Consider the following 18168-nt stretch of genomic DNA (forward strand, 5'->3'; position numbering starts at 1 on the left):
GGTCATACTGGCGACGGCGCCATCAGGCCCGCGCCCGTCGAAGCCACTACCAGCGTCAACGCCTCAAAGATCGATAAGTGCGGCTGGAGTATTAGGCATCTAATAACGAAAAATCGCGACATTTCGTGAACGCTTACGGCCTAAAGGTCGATGTGTATCTGTGCGCAATGTGTGAATAACTGAGAGTAATGGGGGCTCGGGGGAGAAGCACAATGCGCCGTCGGCGGTTCTTCGCGTGGGGGTTGGGCGTGGCCGCGTGCGCGGCCGGCGGATGCGGCACCGAGCGCGTCACCAGGAGCGCGCCCGGCCTGCGCGCCGGCTTCTCGATCCGGGCGGCCGGCCGCCGCTGGGCCCGCGTCGGCGAGGCGTTCGCCGACGTGGCCCGCACGGCCGGATACGAGACGGGCGCGGGCACCGCGATCACGGTCACCGGCCTGCCCGCGCTCGCCGCCGCCGAGCTGAACAACGGCCAGACCCTGCTCGACACCGCCACCCCGCTGTCCAGGCTGGCCGGCGACGTCGAGGTCGTGGTCGTGCCGGCCGGCTCGCGGTTCAAGGACTTCGAGGGCTTCGGCGCCCACCTGCTCGCCCGCCCGGGCCAGACGCTGCTCGCCGGAGGGCCGCAGGGCGAGCCCGACCACCTGCTGTTCGGCCTGATCGCCAGGGGGATCGGCGCGGACACCAGGCAGGTCGACTACACCGGCTACCCCGGCAGCAACGAGGCCGTCGCCGCGCTGCTGTCCGGCAAGGCGGCGGCGGCGGCGGGCCTGCTCGCCGACTGGCGCGCCAGCATCGCGACCGGCCGGGTCAGGGCGCTCGCGGTGTCCTCGGCGGCGCGGGTGCCCGACCTCGACGTGCCGACGTTGCTGGAGTCGGGCGTGCGGGTGGACTTCGCGGACTGGGCGGCGGCCGTGGGGCCGGACGACATGCCGGACGACAGCCGCGAGTCGGCCCTTCGGATGTGCGAGGAGGTGACCGGCTCGTCCCGCTGGGAGGCGGCCTGCCAGGCCGCCGGCTGGATTTCCATCCCGCTCAGCGGGGACGACTTCGAGCTCTGGCTCGGCTCCGAGGTCGAGCGGACCCGCGCGGTGTTGCGGGACCTCGGGCTCCTCGACAGCACCAAGGCCACAACATGCTGGGGTAGTTGCGGGAACGGCCACTAGATGTAGGATCCTGCACATCGCTGGTTCGCCTCTGCGGAGGCGGAGCAAAAGGGAACCCGGTGTGATTCCGGGGCTGCCCCGCAGCGGTGAGCGGTAACGACCGCCGTCAAGAAGCACTGGAGAGATCCGGGAAGCGACGGCCAGTAGGAAGCCCGGCGGCCTGGCCGCCCGGGGCGTGCCCGCGAGCCCGAAGACCTGCCAGCGCGCACGCCGGACCCCGGTCCGGCGGTGATGTGACCAGGGCCTCGCGGGAGGGCCGTGGGAGCGACGCGGCCCCGTCATGCCGCCGTGCTCTCGCGCTCTCACCGGGGGATGAGCTCGCGAGGAGAGAGCACATGACGCAGACCATCGAGATCGATCGCCGGCTGGCCATCGAGGAGGCCGCCGCGCGGGTGATCGCCGATCCGGCCAACTCCCGGGTCGCCGCCAAGCTGCTCGCCGAGGAGATCGCCGACGAGGCGGCCACGCACGGCGTGCGGTCGTTCTCCGAGTCCATCGCGGCCACGCACGCGGCCGGGCTGGTGCAGGACCGGCTGGCGGACTTCGTCGCCGCGCACGCCGCCGAGCTGGACGCGCTGATCTCCGAGGAGGCCGACGCCCGGTTCGAGTACTTCGGCCTGCGCACCGTCTACGACCGCTACCTGCTGCGCCACCCCGAGACGCGGGCGGTGCTGGAGCGCCCGCAACACTTCTTCCTCCGGGTGGCGTGCGGGTTGTCGGAGTCGGCGGGGGAGGCCGCTGAGCTGTACACGCTGATGTCCACGCTGTCCTACCTGCCGAGCTCGCCGACGCTCTTCAACTCGGGCGCGCGCCGGCCGCAACTCTCCTCGTGCTTCCTGCTCGACTCGCCGCGCGACGAGCTGGAGGGCATCTACGACAGGTACGGGCAGGTGGCGCGGCTGTCGAAGTACGCCGGCGGCATCGGCGTCTCCTGGACCAGGGTGCGTTCGCGGGGCTCCCTGATCAAGGGCACGAACGGCCACTCCAACGGCATCGTCCCCTGGCTGCGCACGCTCGACTCCTCGGTCGCGGCAGTCAACCAGGGCGGCCGGCGCAAGGGCGCGGCCTGCGTCTACCTGGAGACCTGGCACGCCGACATCGAGGAGTTCCTGGAGCTGCGCGACAACACCGGCGAGGACGCCCGGCGCACCCACAACCTCAACCTGGCGAACTGGGTGCCGGACGAGTTCATGCGCCGGGTGGAGGCGGACGAGGTCTGGTCGCTGTTCGATCCGAAGGAGACGCCCGACCTCACCGACCTGTACGGGGAGGCGTTCACGGCCGCGTACCGGGCGTACGAGGCCGCCGGGCGCCATGTCCGGCAGATCCCGGCCAGGACCCTGTACGGCCGCATGATGCGCACCCTCGCCCAGACCGGAAACGGCTGGATGACGTTCAAGGACGCCGCCAACCGCACCTCCAACCAGACCGCCCGGCCCGAGAACGTCATCCACCTGTCGAACCTGTGCACCGAGATCCTGGAGGTCACCAGCGACGCCGAGACGGCCGTCTGCAACCTCGGCTCGATCAACCTGGCCGCCCACCTCGGCTCCGGCGACAGCGAGATGGACTGGGACCGGCTCCGGCAGACCGTCCGCACGGCCGTGCGCTTCCTGGACCGGACCATCGACCTCGGCTTCTATCCGACGCCCGAGGCCGAGGCGGCCAACAAGCGGTGGCGGCCGATCGGGCTCGGCGTGATGGGCCTGGCCGACGTGTTCTTCACGCTGCGGTTGCCGTTCGACTCGCCGCGGGCGCTTGCGTTGTCGACGCGGATCGCCGAGGAGATCGCCCTGGCCGCCTACGACACCTCCGCCGGCCTGGCCGCCGAGCGCGGCAGGCACCCGTCCTACGCCGACACCCGCGCGGCCGGGGGAGTGCTCCACCCCGACCACTACGTGGCCGCCACCCCGCGCTGGGAGGCGCTGCGCGAGAAGATCGCGCGCACCGGCCTGCGCAACTCCCTGATGATCGCCATCGCGCCGACCGCCACGATCGCCTCCATCGCCGGCTGCTACGAGTGCATCGAGCCGCAGGTGTCCAACGTGTTCAAGCGCGAGACGCTGTCCGGCGAGTTCCTGCAGGTCAACCGCTATCTGGTGGCCGACCTGCAGGCACGCGGGCGGTGGACGCAGGAGCTGCGCGACGACCTCAAGCGCGCCGACGGCTCGGTCCAGGACGTGGCCGGCGTCCCCGACGACCTCAAACTGCTCTACCGCACGGCCTGGGAGCTGCCGCAGAAGGCGCTGATCGACCTGGCCGCCGCGCGCCAGCCGTACATCGACCAGTCGCAGTCGCTGAACCTCTTCATGGCCAGCCCGACGATCGGCAAGCTCTCCTCGATGTACGCCTACGCCTGGAATCGGGGCCTGAAGACCACCTACTACCTGCGCTCCCGCCCGGCCACCCGCATCGCCCAGACCACCGTGCAGGCCGCCCCGCAGGCCGCCGTCCAGGACGCGGTGGCCTGCTCCCTGGAAAACCCCGAGACCTGCGAAGCCTGCCAGTAAAGGAGCCCTTGTGCTGCTCGACCCCGGAATGGACCTCACGCTGCGGCCCATGCGTTACCCGGACTTCTACGAACGTTACCGAGCCGCCATCCGCAACACGTGGACGGTCGAGGAGGTGGACCTGCACACCGACATCTCCGACCTGGCCAGGATGACGCCGCAGGAGCGGCACCTGATCAACCGCCTGGTCGCGTTCTTCGCCACCGGCGACTCCATCGTGGCCAACAACTTGGTGCTCAACCTCTACCAGCACGTCAACGCGCCGGAGGCGCGCCTCTACCTGAGCAGGCAGCTCTTCGAAGAGGCCGTCCACGTGCAGTTCTACCTGACCCTCCTGGACACCTATCTGCCCGACCCCGACGAGCGCGTCAAGGCTTTCGCCGCGATCGAGCACATCCCCTCCATCCGCGACAAAGCGGAGTTCTGCTTCAAGTGGATCGACGCGCTCGGCGGCCTGGACCGGCTGGAGAGCGCCGGCGACCGCCGCCAGTTCCTGCTCAACCTCATCTGCTTCGCCGCCTGTATCGAGGGCCTGTTCTTCTACGGCGCCTTCGCCTACGTGTACTGGTTCCGCTCCCGGGGCCTGCTGAGCGGCCTGGCCACCGGAACGAACTGGGTGTTCAGGGACGAGTCCATGCACATGGAGTTCGCCTTCAGCGTGGTGGAGACGGTGCGGGCCGAGGAGCCGGCCCTCTTCGACGACGAGCTGGCCAAGCAGGTCACCGGCATGCTGGAGGAGGCCGTGGCCGCCGAGCTGGCCTTCGCCGCGGACCTGTGCGGCGACGGCATGCCGGGCATGGAGGTCGGGCAGATGCGCCAATACCTCGAATACGTCGCCGACCAGCGGCTGGCCAGGCTGGGCATGCCCAAGAGGTACGGCTCGGCGAACCCTTTCGCGTTCATGGAGTTGCAGGACGTGCAGGAGCTGGCCAATTTCTTCGAACGGCGTGTCTCTGCTTATCAGGTGGCTGTTGAGGGCAATGTGACTTTTGACGAGACGTTCTAGCACATAGGGGGCATGGGAGTGCAGTCGCCGGCGGACTGGCCGATCCTCGTAATCTCGGTGATCGGAGCGATCATCCTGGTCGAACTGGTCCGGAGGGTGCTGATCAAAGTCGGCCGCAAATGGGCGCTGGCCCGGCACCTGGTGGAGCACTGCACCTGGCCCGCGTTCATCGCGGCCGCCGTGCTGGCGTCCAACTTGGTGTTCGGGCCGGGCATGTTCGGCGACTCAGCGACCGAGCGCGGGGTGGCGGGCGCGGTCGAGCGGGTGCTCGGCCTCGTCACGATCGGCGCGGTCACCTGGCTGATCGTCGAGGCCACGTACGCGCTGACCGACGTCGTCCTCGACCGGCTGGTGCGGGTCGAAGGCGAGCGCAACCGGCGGGCGCGGCGCATCATGACCCAGATCGGGCTGGTCCGCCGCATCGCCGCCGCGGTCATCGTGGTGATCGCGGTCGGCGCCATGCTCTTCTCCTTCCCCGGGGTCCGCGCGCTCGGCGCCGGCCTGCTCGCCTCGGCCGGCATCGCGGGCGCCGTCGTCGGCATCGCCGCCCAGCCCACGATCGGCAACGTCCTCGCCGGTCTCCAGCTCGCCTTCAGCGACGCGCTCCGCCTCGACGACGTGGTCGTCGTCGAGGAGGAATGGGGCAGGATCGAGGAGCTCACGCTCACGTACGTCGTCGTGCGCCTCTGGGACGAGCGCCGCCTGGTCCTGCCCGTGTCCTACTTCACCCAGACCCCCTTCGAGAACTGGACCAGGCACGGCAGCCGCGTGCTCGCCGTGGTGTATCTGCGGGTGGACTGGTCGATCCCCGTGCACAAGCTGCGCGAGGCGCTCTACGCGTTCCTGCAGGGCAACGCGTTGTGGGACCAGAAGGACTGGACGCTGCAGGTCACCGACGTGCTCCCCAACGGCCTGGTCGAGCTGCGCGCCCTCATGAGCGCCGCGGACTCCCCCTCCTCCTGGGACCTCAAGTGCGACGTACGCGAATTCATGGTCGACTTCGTCCGCGACAACTACCCGGACGCCCTGCCCCGTTTCCGCGTCGAAACCCCGGAATCCCGCGCGCAGCCGACGCTTAAATAGGTGGCGAGCCGGTGATCACCGGTTTACCGTGGGCATTGTCCAGAACGCACGGAGAAAGGGGCGGCGCAGTGCGCGATCACTTCGTCTCACCCCTGCCCGAGCTGCTGCGACGGCTTTCCGGATAACCCGACGGGTTTCCCGGAAGAGCCGTCTCGGACCTGTCCGGGGCGGCTCTCCGCATTGATGACCGAGTGTGGGGCAGTTTGGTCGGCCCGCCTGCCTTGGGAGCAGGAGAACCGCAGGTTCGAATCCTGCCACTCGGACGACGGCCCTGAAAGGAAAGGGCCGCGGGTCACGGCCTGGCCGACGGGAATGGCGCCCCCCGGCCGGACTCGACCCTCACCCCGGGCCGGGCCCACGCCAGGCCCGCCCGGGGTCCGACCCGCCGGGAGTTCCCGCATTTACCACGACGTACAGCGGAAAGTCGAGCGGGATCGCGATGACTTGGCCGCCCGTCCGAGCCGTGCTTACTCTGACCCGCATCCACTCGGTGATCGAGGAGAGGGGCGGGTGATGAAGGGAATTGTTCTCGCCGGCGGTAGCGGCACTCGTATGCATCCTTTGACTTTGGCGACGTCCAAACAACTGCTGGCCATCTACGACAAGCCGATGGTCTATTATCCGCTTTCCGTGCTGATGCTGGCCGGACTGCGGGAGATCCTGGTCATCTCCACGCCGGTCAGCGTTCCGCCGCTGCGCAATCTGCTGGGCGACGGCTCGCACCTGGGACTGGAGATCACCTACGCGGAGCAGCCGGAACCACGCGGCATCGCCGAGGCGCTGCTCATCGGGGCGCATCACGTCGGCGCCGACGAGGTCGCGCTCATCCTCGGCGACAACTTCTTCCACGGCGCCGGGTTCCCGCGCATCCTGCGCGCCTCCAGGAACAGGCTGAACGGCTGCACCATGTTTGGATATCCGGTGTCCGACCCCGAGCGGTACGGGATCGGGGAGGTCGACGCCGCGGGGAACCTGGTCTCGATCGAGGAGAAGCCGCTGCGGCCGCGCTCCAACGACGCCATCACGGGGCTCTACTTCTACGACAACGACGTGCTGGAGGTCGTGCGGGACCTGGTGCCGTCGGAGCGCGGCGAACTGGAGATCACAGACGTCAACCGGGCCTACCTGAAGCAGGGCCGGGGCCATCTGGTGCGGCTGGGCCGCGGTTTCACCTGGCTCGACGCCGGCACCCACGATTCGATTCTGGCCGCCGGCCATTACGTGCAGACCATCGAAAAGCGCCAGGGCGTCCGGGTGGCCTGCCTGGAGGAGATCGCGCTCCGCATGGGATATATCGACGCGGACGCGTGCCACCGGCTCGGCCTCGCCATGAAGAATTCAGAATACGGCCGCTATTTGCTGGAAATCGCCGAGACGCTGGGCTGATCCCCGCTGTCCCGCTGGCGGGACGGAATTTCATCCGAGAGGAGGCGCGATGGGTTATGCCGAGTTGAGTCCGGACGAATTGTTGTCCCTGGAATTCACCGCACCGGAGATGACCGAGCGGGCCTGGCACGTGCGCTGGGACCTCGACGGGCGCGACCCGGCGCGACTGGTGACCGATCTGGTGCCCCCCTTGATCGACTTCCACACCTCGGGCAGCACCGGGACGAGCCGCTGCTGGCGGCGGCTGCGCGAGAACGTGTGGCTGGAGGCGGGCATGCTCGCCGGCCTGGTCGCGCCGGAGAAGCCGGCGGCGGTCGTCTCCTGCGTGCCTCCCACACACCTGTACGGAGCCCTGTCCAGCGTGTTCGTGCCCGCCCACCTGCGCGTGCCCGTCTGGTACAAACCCACCCTCTACGGCGTCATGCCACCGGTCGAGCAGCGCAGGGTCCTCGTGGTGGCCACCCCGTGGATCTTCACGCTGCTGCTCCGGCACCTGGCCTGGGTACGCGAGATGGAGCACATCACCGTGCTCTACGGCGGCGCGATGATCCCGGAGACGGCCGGGGAGTTCCTGGCCGCGGCCGGCCCGGACCGCGCGCTGGTCGTGGAGATGCTCGGCTCGACCGAGGCGGGCGGCATCGCGACCCGGCGCTGGCGCGAAGGGGAGCCGCCGCCGTGGACGCTCTTTCCCGACGTGTCCTTCGCGGGGACCGCGGCGCCGGACGAGGACGGAGAGGTGCCGCTCGTGATCCGCAGCCCGCGCCTGGCGTTCCCGCCCGGCGGGCGGCCGCCGGGCGTGTGGGAGGCCGATGACCGGGTGCGGCCGCTGGACGAGCGGCGCTTCCGCTTCGCCGGCCGCCGGAGCCGCCTGGTCAAGGTGAACGGCCGCCGGATCAACCTGGACGAGGTGGAGCACGCCCTGCGCGGCGTGCTCGACTGCGCCGACCTGGCCGTGCTGCCGGTCGCCGACTGGATGATCGGCGAGCACGTCGACCTGCTGATCGTGCCGAAACCGGGCGGCGGACTCGCCGACCTCGACCTGGCGACGGCGTTCGAGCGCATGGGCGTGCGTCCCCGGCGCGTGCACGCGGTCCCCCGGATCGAGCGATCCGCCCTCGGCAAGGTGCGGCATCTCCCGACATCTCCTGACATCACCCACGAGTGAAACAGAGGAAGCACCGTGACACTGATCGCCGAATCGCCGGGTACGGAGACGACCGGCGCGGCGCTGCTGGCCGACATCGCCGGCGGCGCCTCCTGGGACGGCCGGATCGACCCGTGCGACGCCGACGACGTGGCCAGGATGGAGGCCAGCGCGGCGACGATCGCCAAGCACCTGGCGGCCGAGCAGCCCATCTACGGCCTCACCCAGGGCTTCGGCCCGCTCGTCCTGTACGCGGCCGAGTCGGAGATGGAGCAGGGCAGCTCGCTGATCTCCCACCTGGGCACCGGCCAGGGCCGCCCGCTGAGCCCCGAGGTCAGCAGGCTCATCCTGTGGTTGCGGCTCAACAGCATGCGCCGCGGCTTCTCCGCGGTGTCCCCGGACTTCTGGCAGACCCTGGCAGACCTGTGGAACGCCGGGTTCACCCCGGTCATCCCGCGCGACGGCACGGTCAGCGCCAGCGGCGACCTGCAGCCGCTCGCGCACGCCGCGCTGACCTTCACCGGGTTCGGCGAGGCGTGGGTGCGCGAGCCCGGCGGCGGGTGGGCGACCCGCCCGGCCAGGGAGGCGCTCGCCGCGCTCGGCGCCGAGCCGTTCGAGTGGCCCGTCAGGGAGGCGCTCGCCTTCGTCAACGGCACCGGCGCGAGCCTGGCGGTGTCGATACTCAACCACCAGTCGGCGGTGCGCCTGGTCCGGGCCGCCGCGATGCTGACGGGGCGGGTCGCCACCCTGCTGCGGGCCAACCCCGAGCACTACGACGACGGTCACGCGATCGCCCGCGGCCAGCTCGGCCAGCTCACGGCCGCCCGCTGGATCCGGCGGGAGCTCTCCGCCGGTCTGGTCAGGGACGAGCGCCGGCCGCTGCAGGAGCCGTACAGTCTGCGCTGCGCGCCGCAGGTGCTCGGCGCGGTGCTGGACCAGCTCACCATGGCGGGCGACGTGCTGGCCCGGGAGGCGAGCGGCTGCCAGGACAACCCGATCACCTACGAGGGGCAGGTCCTGCACGGCGGCAACTTCCACGCCATGCCGGTCGGCCTGGCCTCGGACCAGATCGGTCTCGCCCTGCACACGGCCGCCTACCTGGCCGAGCGCCAGCTCGGCCTGCTGCTCAGCCCGGCCACGAACGGCGACCTGCCCATGATGCTCACCCCCCGCGCCGGGCGCGGCTGCGGGGTGGCGGGCGTGCAGATCAGCGCGACGTCGTTCGTCTCCAAGATCAGGCAGACCGTCACCCCGTCGTCGCTGACCATGCTGCCCACCAACGGCTGGAACCAGGACCACGTCCCCATGGCGCTCAACGGCGCGAACGCCGTGACCGACGGCCTCGAACTGGGCTGGCTGACCATCGGCTCGCTCGCCCTGGGCGTGGCGCAGCTCGCCGTCATGACAGGCGACCGGCCCGCCGGCCTGTGGGCGGAGCTGGCGGAGATCTCCCCGCCGCTGCACGCCGACCGCCCCATGGCGGCCGAGGTGCGCGCCGCCCGCGACCTGCTCGACCGGCACGCCGCCGCGGCGCTCGGCGACGGTGAGTGAGATGAGTCTCGAACAACTCAGGCACAGCGCCCAGGACTTCAACGCGGGCATCCGCCGCTTCGACTTCGAGCCGCCTGCGACGGCCGAGATCGCCGCGTTCTACGAGGCCAACGGCCCGGCACTGACCGAGATCTACGGAGGCCAGGTGCACGTCGGGTACTGGACGGGGCCCGGGGACGAGGGCGGTGTGGCCGCGGCCTGCGCCCGGCTGACCGCCCTCATGGCCGATGCGCTGGGCGTGGGACCGGGCCGTCGCGTCCTCGACCTCGGGTGCGGTTCCGGGGCGGCCACGATCCAGGTGGCCAGGAGCACGGGCGCGGAGGTGGTCGGCGTCTCGATCGGCAAGGGCGAGATCGAGGCGGCCACCGCGCTGGCGGAGGCGGAGGGCATGGCCGGGCGGGTGCGGTTCGTCCATGGGGACGCGCTCGACCTGGACGCCGAGCCGGGCTCCTTCGACGCGGTGATCGCGATCGAGTCGTTCGTGCACTTCCCCGACCGGGTGCCGGCCCTGCGCGGGATCCGGCGCGTCCTGCGGCCGGGCGGGCGGGTGGTGTTCACCGACTACGTCAGGCGCGGCCCGGACCGGCTCGGCGAGGAGGAGGAGTACGCGCTGGCCGAGATGTCGGCGCTGCTGCGCATGGTGCCCATGACCAGGGCCGAACACTACGCCGGCTTCGTCCGCCAGGCCGGGCTGGAGCCGGACCGGGTCAGCGACATCACCGAGCACACCAAGTACTCCTTCGCCAGGGTGTATGTGGAGGCCGGCGAGTACCGGCGCAGGCACGGCGCGCTGCCGCCGGACCTGGAGGAGATCTTCGGCCGGGGCACCGCCGAGGACTGGCTGGAGACGGTGCGGGACACGCAGTACGACGGCGTGGTCCTCGTCTCGGCGCGCCGCCCGGCGGCCTGAGCACGTGAGGCGGCTCGCTTGGCGGCCTGAGCACTGAGGCGCGCCGCCCGGCGGCCTGAGCGCCTGAAAGGAGGGCCTTCCCCCCGGCGGGGAAGGCCCTCCTTGTCGTCGTCTCACGCCTCCTTGCGCCAGTAGACGCCGCACCAGTCGATGTCGATGATCGGCTCGGTGATGGAGTGCTCGTTGCGGTAGTCGTGCACGGCCTTCGCGCACGCCTCCAGCGCGTGGTAGTCATCGACGATGAGGAAGCCGCCCGGCGACAGCTTGGGGTACAGGTTCACCAGCGCGTCCATGGTCGACTCGTACAGGTCGCCGTCCAGGCGCAGCACCGACAGCCGCTCGACGGGCGCCTCCGGCAGCGTCTGGGCGAAGCGGCCCTTGAGGAACTCGACCTGGTCGTCCAGCAGGCCGTAGCGGCGGAAGTTCTCCTGGACCTGCTCCAGCGACACCGCGAGGGGCGGGAACAGGTGGATGCCCCACAGCGGCTCGTCCTCCGGATAGCGGGCGTCCGGCTCGGGGATGCCCTCGAAGGAGTCGGCCACCCACACCCGCCGGTCCGTGACGCCGTGGGCGGCCAGCACCGCCCGCATGAAGACGCACGCGCCGCCCCGCCACACGCCGGTCTCCATGAAGTCGCCGGGGACGCCGTCGGCCAGGGCCGTCTCCGCGCAGTGGTGGAGATTGTCCAGCCGCTTCATCCCGATCATGGTGTGCGCGTCGCGCGGCCAGTTGCGGCCCACGTCCCGGCCCTCGGGGCTGAACTCGACGAGCTTGTGGCCCGTCATCTCGAAGTCGGTCTTCTTCCCGTCGGTCACCTCGACGATGTCCACCTCCTCGACGTCGATGTCGGGATCCTGGTACACGGTATTGCAGACGACTCTTTTGACGAGGTCCAGATAAAGCTCGGCCGCGGTCGTCGACATGTGATTCCTCCGTTTTCCGGGAATGGCTAAATGCATTCATCAGGACCGGTGCGCGATGGGTCAAGTGCGCCCGCTGAATTCATCCTGTCCCGCCAGCGGGACGTCTTATGGACTGGTGGCTCGCGCGCTTTTCTCGCGATAATCGGCGGGTGCCGCGTAATGAGACCGGAAAGGGCGACGGGTGATGAGGCAGAAGTACGGCCAGAGCCCCCAGTGGGTGCACATCAACGAGAACCAGCTCGCGCTCGACGTCATCGCGGACCTGAGCCGTTTCAAATCCAGCGCCGTCAACTACAAACTCTCGCTCTGGAACCCGGACGTGAACGGGCTCAGATACCTGAAGACGCTCATCCACAACCTGGCATCCCAGCTCTCGCCGGAGAACTGGGAGCGCCTGCGCCGGATCCGCAACCGGGAGGTCGGCGCGCCCATCACGGTCACCGTCGGCGGGGAGCCGATCTGCCTCGACTACCTGCAGGCCGTGCACGAGCTCGACTTCATGGCGGCCTCGGTCCCCCTGGACGGCGCCCGCGTCCTGGAGATCGGCGCCGGTTACGGTCGTTCCTGCCATACGATCCTGTCCAATCACGACGTGGCGGAATACTGCATCGTGGACCTGGAGAACTGCCTGCGGTTGTCGCGGAGCTACCTGTCGGAGGTGCTCGGCGAGCGGCGGTTCGCCAAGCTGCGCTTCCTGGGCATCGACGAGGTGGACGGCCTGGCCGGCGAGCGGTTCGACCTGTGCCTCAACATCGACTCCTTCGCGGAGATGAGCACCGAGACGGTCCGCGACTACCTCGGCCTCATCGACGGCGTGGCCGCGCACTTCTACACGAAGAACCCGGTCGGCAAATACCTGGACTGGAGCCTCGACAAGCACTCCGAGGGTGCGGACGTGGTGCGGCTGGCGCTCGACTCCGGGCTGCTGCGCGACATCATCGACGTGCACGACAGCGACGCCGTCCAGCGGCAGTCCCGGCGCTTCGTCGAGGCCTACCGGCCCGGCCCGGCGTGGCGGCCCGTCGCCGACGGCTGGGGCATGCCCTGGACGTTCTACTGGCAGGCCGTGTACGCCAAGACGCGCTAGCGGAACTTGGCGACCAGCTCCTCGACCTGGGCCACGAGCTCGTTCGGGGACGGCAGGGCGAGCATCTCGTCACGCAGCCGGGCCGCGCCCGCGCGGAAGGCGGGCTCGCCCAGCAGCCGCAGCACGCACTCCCGGACGGCGGGGCCGCTGACCTCGTCCGGGCGCAGGCTCAGCGCCCCGCCCTGGGCGGCGAGCTTGCGCGCCATGATCGGCTCGTTGAAGTGGTGCCCGATGGCGAGCTGGGGGACCGCCTGGAGCGCGGTGGTGAGCACGGTCCCGTCCCCGCCGTGGTCGATGACGGCCGAGCAGGTGGCGGCCAGGGCGTCCAGCGGCGCGTACGGGACCAGCCGCGCGTTGCCCGGCACCCGGCGCAGCTTGTCCCGCTCGTCGTCGGCCACCGTGGCGACCACCTCGATGTCCAGGTCGGCCAGCGCGTCCAGCACGTCCTGCACGCCGACGGTGTAGCCGCTGAAGAGCCCGTCGCCGCCGAAGCCGAGGGTGAGCGCCACCCTGGGCCGCTCGGGCGGCCGCTGCAGCCACTTCGGGACGCTGGCCGCTCCCCCGTAGGGGACGTAGCGCATGCGCAGGTAGTGCAGGGCGTCGGCCTGGTCGCTGAGCGAGGCGGGAAGCTGGTGGATCGTGAACTGGCCGGTCGCCATGTCTTCGCTGTAGGAGGAGCCGTATTTACCCGCGTACGTGCCCAGCCAGTCGGCCAGCGGGTCGGCGCGCTCGGCGGGCGGCTGCCGGTCCTTCAGCCGGAGGAAGTGCTCGCGGGCGATGCCGAACACGTCCAGGCACCACAGCAGGCGGGCGTGCGCGGCGCCGCACGCCTTGGCCGCGATCGGTCCCGCGTAGGTGAACGGCTCCCAGACGACCAGGTCGGGCCGCCAGTGCCGGGCGAACGCGACCAGGCCCGCGATCATCGGCAGGTTCTCGGTGTGGTAACCGTCGGTGACCTCGGTGTAGCCGTCCAGCAGGTGCCGCCAGGTCGCCCTGGCCGGGTCGCCGGCGACGTCGTACGGCGCGGGCAGTCCCACCCGCGCCGCCTCAAGCTGCTCCTCGGTCACGCCGTAGATCTTGAACAGGCGGAGGAGGTCGACGTCGCGGCCGACCGGCACGGCGGTCAGGCCGGTGCCGGTGATCGCCTCGGCGAACTGCGGCTGGCTGGCCACCCTGACCTCGTGGCCCGCGGTGCGCAGCGCCCAGGCCAGGGGGACCAGGGGAAGGAACGTGCTCGTTCCCGGGGTGACGGCGAACAGGACCCGCATCGGTGGTGATCTCCTTCGAGTGGTCGTTCAGCGGTGCGCGGCGGCGAGTTCCTCAAGCCGGCCGGCGATCTCGTTGGGCGCGGGGAGCGCGTGGATCTCCGCGCGCAGGGCGGCCGCGCGCTCGCCGAAGGCGGGCTCGCCCAGCAGCCGCAGCACGCCCTGACGCACGGCGTCGCCGCTCGCCAGGTCCGCCCGGATCGCCAGCGTCCCGCCCTGCGCCGCGGCCTGCCGGGCGAAGGCCGGGCCGTCGAAGTCCCAGGGCAGGGCGAGTTGCGGCACCCCGTGCAGGGCCGTCGTCATGAACGTGCCGAAGCCCGCGTGGTTGATGACGGCCGAGCAGGTGGGGGCCAGGGCGTCCAGGGGCGCGAACGGCACCAGCCGGGCGTTGGCGGGGACGTGCCCGAGCCTGTCCCGTTCGTCGTCGGGGACCGTGGCGACGAGCTCGACGTCCAGGTCGGCCAGCGCGTCGAGGACGTCCTGGACGCTGACCGCGTACCCCGCCTTGTGGTCGGTCAGGCTGAGGCCCATCGTCAGGGCCACGCGCGGCCGGTCGGGCGGCGCCCGCAGCCACTTCGGCACCGCGGCCCGGCCGCCGTAGGGGACGAAACGCATGGGCACGTACGCCAGCCCGGGGGCCCGCAGGCTCATCGAGGCCGGGATCTGGTCGATGGTGAAGTGGCCGGTGGGCATGTCCTCGCTGTAGCGGAAACCAAACTTGCGCCCGTAGGACGCCAGCCAGTCACCCAGCGCGTCGGCCCAGTCACCCAGCGCGTCGGCCCGGTCGCCCAGCGCGTCGGTCCGGTCGTCGGGTGCGTCGTCGGGTGTCTCGCCCAGCGTCTCGGGACGGTCGCCCGCCGGGCGGTCGTCCCGCAGGCGCACGAAGCGCTCGCGGGCGATGCCGAAGACGTCCAGGCTCCACGGCAGCCGGGCGTGCGCGGCGCCGCACGCCTTGGCCGCGATCGGCCCCGCGAAGGCGAGCGGCTCCCAGACGACCAGGTCGGGCCGCCAGTGCCGGGCGAACTCCACCAGGCCCGCGATCATCGGCAGCGAGCCGGGCCGGTGCCAGGTACGCAGCGCCTCGGCGAACCCGCCGGACAGATGCGGCCAGGTGCCCCGGGCCGGGTCGTCCACGACGTCGTACGGCACGGGCAGCCCGTAGGCGGGCTCCCACGTCCAGTCGGGTAACCGGTGGTCGCGGGCCAGCAGTTGCCACAGGTCGGCGTCGCGGCCGACCGGCACGGCGGTCAGCCCGGCCTGCGTGATCAGCTCGGCGAAGGCCGGCTGCCCCGCGACCCGGACCTCGTGGCCGGCCGTGCGCAGCGCCCAGGCCAGCGGAACCATGGCCAGCAGGTGCGCCTTCTCCGGATTGGCGACGAACAGCACACGCATCGCCCGATCACCTCCTGCCGGCCGCGGCCAGCTCCTCAAGGACCGCGACCGCCTCGTTCGGCGCGGGCATGGCCAGCATCTCGTCGCGCAGCAGCTCCGCCCGCTCGCGGAACCGCGGCTCGGTCAGCAGCCGGACGAGCCGGTCCCGGATGGTCACGCCGCTGGCCTGCATGGTGTGCAGGGCCAGCCCGGCGCCCTGGGCGGCGATGCGGCGCCCCAGCGCCGGCCCGTCGCCGTCCCACGGGATGAGCAGGTGCGGGACGCCGTGCAGGGCGGTGGTGGCCAGGGTGCCGAACCCGGCGTGGTGGATCACCGCCGAGCAGGTGGGGGCGAGGGCGTCCAGCGGCACGAACGGCACCAGCCGCGCGTTGCCCGGAACGGCGCCGAGCCTGCTCCGGGCGGTGTCGGAGACCGTGGCCACGAGCTCGACGTCCAGGTCGGCCAGCGCCTCCAGGACGTCCGGCAGGTCGACCACGTACCCGGCGCCGTGGTCGGCGGTGCTGATCCCCATCGTCAGCGCCACCCGGGGGCGCTCCGGGCCGCTCCGCAACCAGGCGGGGACGGTCGCGGCGCCGCTGTAGGGGACGTAGCGCAGCGGCACGTACCGCAGGTCCGCCTGCAGCCGCAGGGACGGCGGCACGAGGGTGATCGTGAACTGCCCGGTGATCAGGTCCTCGGTGTACGGGAAGCCGTACTTGCGGGCGTACGGCGCCAGCCACTCGGCCATCGGATCGGTGCGCTCACCGGGCGGCTGCGCGGCCAGCAGCCGCAGGAAGTGGGCCCGGGTCACGGCCAGGCTGTCCACGCTGAACAGCAGCCGCGCGTGGGCGGCGCCGCACGCCTCGGCCGCGATGGCCGCCGCGTAACTCGTGGGCTCCCAGATCACCAGGTCGGGCCGCCACTGCCGGGCGAACTCCACCAGCTCGGCGGTGATCGGCACGTTGCTCATCTTGTGCCACCGGTTCACCTGAAGCTCGTAGCCGTCCTTCAGGTAGGACCAGGTGACCTCCTCCGGACGCCACTCGGCCGTGTCGTAGGGGACCGGCAGCCCGCCGATCCCCGCGGCGATCCAGTGCAGGTGCCGGCTCATGAGCTGCCACAGGTGCCGCGTGCCGCCGACCGGCACCGCCGTCAGCCCGGCCTGGGTGATCACGTCCGCGAAGCCGGGCTGGCCGGCGAAGACCACCTCGTGCCCGGCCGTGCGCAGCGCCCAGGCCAGCGGCGCCATGGCCAGGAAGTGCGTTTTTTCCGGATAGGTGGCGAACAGAACCCGCATCGGCCTCACCCGGCGCCGTGCCGCTGAAGGTCACTCTGCCGCCCGTCACTCTGCCGCTCATCGCTCTGCCGCCCGTCACTCTGTCGCCGGTCGCTCTGTCGCCGGCCGTCCTGCCGTCGGTCGCGGTGCTCGGCGATGAGCTCCTCCAGCACGGGGACGAGCTCGTTCGGCGCCGGCATCGCCATGAACTCCGCGCGCAGCCGGTCCGCTCCCGCGCCGAAGGCGGGCTCGGTCAGCAGCCGGACCAGGCTGTCCCGGACGCGCTCGCCGGTCGCCTGCGTGGCGTGGATCCAGAGCCCCGCGCCCTGGGCGGTCAGGCGCTCGGCCAGCGCCGGCTGGTCGACGTCCCACGGCAGGCAGAGCTGGGGGAGCCCCTGCAGGGCCGTGGTGGCGAGCGTGCCGACCCCGGCGTGGTGGACGACCGCCGCGCAGGACGGCAGCAGCGCCTGCAACGGCACGTACGGGACCGGGCGCACGTTGGCCGGGATCCGGGCGAGCTTGGCCTGTTCCCCGGCCACGATGGTGGCCACCACCTCCACGTCCAGCTCCCCCAGGGCGTCGAAGAGGTCCTGGACGTCGACCGGGTAGCCGACGTCGCGATCGGTGACGGTGAGCCCCATGGTCAGCGCGACGCGGGTGCGCTCCGGCGGCTGCGACAACCACGCGGGGACCACCGCCGGGCCGCCGTAGGGGGTGTAGCGCAGCGGCACGTACCGCAGGTTCGCCCGCATCCGCAACGACGCCGGCAACGTGTCGATGGTGAACTGGCCGGTCAGCAGGTCCTCGCCGAACGCGAAGCCGTACTCGCGGCCGTAGGCGCTCAGCCAGCCGGCCATCGGGTCGGGGCGTGCCCCGTCCGGGTTGAGCCGCCTGAAGTGGTCGCGGGTGATGCCGTACACGTCGGCGCCGATCAGCAGGCGGGCGTGGGCGGCGCCGCACGCCCTGGCCGCGATGGCGCCGGCGAACGTGGTGGGCTCCCAGATCACCAGGTCGGGCCGCCACGACCGGGCGAACTCGACCAGCTCCTTGACCATGGGGACGTTGCTCTGCTTGTGCCACTGGCCGATCTGCAACGTGTAGCCGTCGTGCAGGTAGTCGTAGGTGACGTCCTCGGGCCGCCACTCCGCCGCCGCGTACGGCGCCGGCCAGCCCACCTCCTTGCTGCCGGTCCGCTCGCCCGTCTGCTTCCGGTCGCCGATCTCCTTGAGCCTTCCGAGGTACTGCCACAGGTCGCGGTCGCGGCCGATCGGCACCGCGGTCAGGCCCGCCTGGGTGACGACGTCGGCGAATTTGGGCTGGACCGCGACCCGGACCTCGTGCCCGGCGGTACGCAGGGCCCAGGCCAGCGGCGCGAGCAGTAAGAAGTGCGTCCGTTCCGGATAGGTGGTGAACAGGATGCGCATGGTGGTGGGTCTCCTGCGTCAGCGGTGTTCGGTGGTGAGGTGCTGGAGGTGGGGGATGAGTTGGTTGGG

14 protein-coding genes, 1 tRNA gene and 1 riboswitch are annotated in these 18168 nt (G+C 71.2%); of the genes, 10 read left to right on the forward strand and 5 right to left on the reverse strand.

The annotated features are described in order from the left end of the window. Positions 1–212: 212 nt before the first annotated feature. From ACWD0F_RS50225 to ACWD0F_RS50265, 9 genes are all read left to right on the forward strand, one after another. The gene (locus ACWD0F_RS50225) at positions 213–1163 is read left to right on the forward strand and encodes a Bug family tripartite tricarboxylate transporter substrate binding protein (RefSeq protein ID WP_449889998.1); all 951 of its coding nucleotides are present in this window, start codon (positions 213–215) and stop codon (positions 1161–1163) included. Between the two features lie 4 nt (positions 1164–1167). Further along, positions 1168–1380: riboswitch (cobalamin riboswitch) on the forward strand. A 118-nt stretch (positions 1381–1498) separates the two neighbouring features. After that, on the forward strand, positions 1499–3673 hold the full coding sequence (locus ACWD0F_RS50230; RefSeq protein WP_449890000.1) for a ribonucleoside-diphosphate reductase subunit alpha: 2175 nt from the start codon (positions 1499–1501) through the stop codon (positions 3671–3673). A 10-nt stretch (positions 3674–3683) separates the two neighbouring features. After that, positions 3684–4679 carry a ribonucleotide-diphosphate reductase subunit beta gene (locus ACWD0F_RS50235; protein WP_449890002.1) on the forward strand — a complete coding sequence of 332 codons (996 nt, stop codon included), beginning with the start codon at positions 3684–3686 and terminating at the stop codon, positions 4677–4679. Positions 4680–4691: 12 nt separating this feature from the next. Next, positions 4692–5762, forward strand: a complete 1071-nt coding sequence (locus tag ACWD0F_RS50240) for a mechanosensitive ion channel family protein (RefSeq protein ID WP_449890003.1) — start codon at positions 4692–4694, stop codon at positions 5760–5762. 187 nt (positions 5763–5949) lie between these two features. Beyond that, positions 5950–6025, forward strand: a tRNA-Pro gene (locus ACWD0F_RS50245). A 250-nt stretch (positions 6026–6275) separates the two neighbouring features. Beyond that, a complete protein-coding gene (gene rfbA / locus ACWD0F_RS50250; RefSeq protein WP_449890005.1) occupies positions 6276–7148 on the forward strand; it encodes a glucose-1-phosphate thymidylyltransferase RfbA in 873 nt (290 codons plus the stop codon). A gap of 49 nt (positions 7149–7197) precedes the next feature. Next, a complete protein-coding gene (locus tag ACWD0F_RS50255; protein ID WP_449890007.1) occupies positions 7198–8313 on the forward strand; it encodes a long-chain fatty acid--CoA ligase in 1116 nt (371 codons plus the stop codon). A 15-nt stretch (positions 8314–8328) separates the two neighbouring features. Then, entirely contained in the window at positions 8329–9843 is a 1515-nt protein-coding gene (locus ACWD0F_RS50260; RefSeq protein WP_449890008.1) for an aromatic amino acid lyase, read from the forward strand. Position 9844: 1 nt separating this feature from the next. After that, positions 9845–10753, forward strand: coding sequence for an SAM-dependent methyltransferase (locus ACWD0F_RS50265; protein WP_449890010.1), 909 nt, complete (start codon positions 9845–9847; stop codon positions 10751–10753). A gap of 113 nt (positions 10754–10866) precedes the next feature. Here the strand turns inward: ACWD0F_RS50265 and ACWD0F_RS50270 are convergent, their stop codons facing one another. Further along, complete coding sequence (locus ACWD0F_RS50270) at positions 10867–11676, reverse strand: TylF/MycF family methyltransferase (RefSeq protein WP_449890011.1); 810 nt, start codon at positions 11674–11676, stop codon at positions 10867–10869. 184 nt (positions 11677–11860) lie between these two features. Here ACWD0F_RS50270 and ACWD0F_RS50275 point away from each other — a divergent pair, with 184 nt between their 5' ends. Beyond that, positions 11861–12763 carry a putative sugar O-methyltransferase gene (locus tag ACWD0F_RS50275; protein WP_449890020.1) on the forward strand — a complete coding sequence of 301 codons (903 nt, stop codon included), beginning with the start codon at positions 11861–11863 and terminating at the stop codon, positions 12761–12763. On the opposite strand, the gene ACWD0F_RS50280 is transcribed toward ACWD0F_RS50275, so the two are convergent. From ACWD0F_RS50280 to ACWD0F_RS50295, 4 genes are read right to left on the reverse strand one after another with little or no spacing between them, the layout of a single operon-like run. Continuing rightward, the gene (locus ACWD0F_RS50280) at positions 12760–14031 is read right to left on the reverse strand and encodes an activator-dependent family glycosyltransferase (protein WP_449890012.1); all 1272 of its coding nucleotides are present in this window, start codon (positions 14029–14031) and stop codon (positions 12760–12762) included. The two genes, ACWD0F_RS50275 and ACWD0F_RS50280, sit on opposite strands and share 4 nt — an antisense overlap. A gap of 27 nt (positions 14032–14058) precedes the next feature. Next, positions 14059–15420 carry an activator-dependent family glycosyltransferase gene (locus ACWD0F_RS50285; protein WP_449890014.1) on the reverse strand — a complete coding sequence of 454 codons (1362 nt, stop codon included), beginning with the start codon at positions 15418–15420 and terminating at the stop codon, positions 14059–14061. 7 nt (positions 15421–15427) lie between these two features. Next, positions 15428–16696 (reverse strand): activator-dependent family glycosyltransferase, encoded by a 1269-nt coding sequence (locus ACWD0F_RS50290; RefSeq protein ID WP_449890016.1) that lies wholly within the window; start codon positions 16694–16696, stop codon positions 15428–15430. A gap of 5 nt (positions 16697–16701) precedes the next feature. Beyond that, on the reverse strand, positions 16702–18099 hold the full coding sequence (locus tag ACWD0F_RS50295; protein ID WP_449890018.1) for an activator-dependent family glycosyltransferase: 1398 nt from the start codon (positions 18097–18099) through the stop codon (positions 16702–16704). Positions 18100–18168: the final 69 nt, after the last annotated feature.

It is taken from the genome of Nonomuraea sp. NPDC002799 (assembly GCF_053592075.1).

What these genes read in the sequence shown, in the direction of transcription:
- ACWD0F_RS50225 (WP_449889998.1), top strand. Translation starts at nt 213, where the DNA reads ATGCGCCGTCGGCGGTTCTTCGCGTGGGGGTTGGGCGTGGCCGCGTGC.
- ACWD0F_RS50270 (WP_449890011.1), bottom strand. Translation starts at nt 11,676, where the DNA reads ATGTCGACGACCGCGGCCGAGCTTTATCTGGACCTCGTCAAAAGAGTC.
- ACWD0F_RS50230 (WP_449890000.1), top strand. Translation starts at nt 1,499, where the DNA reads ATGACGCAGACCATCGAGATCGATCGCCGGCTGGCCATCGAGGAGGCC.
- ACWD0F_RS50295 (WP_449890018.1), bottom strand. Translation starts at nt 18,099, where the DNA reads ATGCGCATCCTGTTCACCACCTATCCGGAACGGACGCACTTCTTACTG.
- ACWD0F_RS50255 (WP_449890007.1), top strand. Translation starts at nt 7,198, where the DNA reads ATGGGTTATGCCGAGTTGAGTCCGGACGAATTGTTGTCCCTGGAATTC.
- ACWD0F_RS50280 (WP_449890012.1), bottom strand. Translation starts at nt 14,031, where the DNA reads ATGCGGGTCCTGTTCGCCGTCACCCCGGGAACGAGCACGTTCCTTCCC.
- ACWD0F_RS50275 (WP_449890020.1), top strand. Translation starts at nt 11,861, where the DNA reads ATGAGGCAGAAGTACGGCCAGAGCCCCCAGTGGGTGCACATCAACGAG.
- ACWD0F_RS50240 (WP_449890003.1), top strand. Translation starts at nt 4,692, where the DNA reads ATGGGAGTGCAGTCGCCGGCGGACTGGCCGATCCTCGTAATCTCGGTG.
- ACWD0F_RS50265 (WP_449890010.1), top strand. Translation starts at nt 9,845, where the DNA reads ATGAGTCTCGAACAACTCAGGCACAGCGCCCAGGACTTCAACGCGGGC.
- ACWD0F_RS50285 (WP_449890014.1), bottom strand. Translation starts at nt 15,420, where the DNA reads ATGCGTGTGCTGTTCGTCGCCAATCCGGAGAAGGCGCACCTGCTGGCC.
- ACWD0F_RS50290 (WP_449890016.1), bottom strand. Translation starts at nt 16,696, where the DNA reads ATGCGGGTTCTGTTCGCCACCTATCCGGAAAAAACGCACTTCCTGGCC.
- rfbA (WP_449890005.1), top strand. Translation starts at nt 6,276, where the DNA reads ATGAAGGGAATTGTTCTCGCCGGCGGTAGCGGCACTCGTATGCATCCT.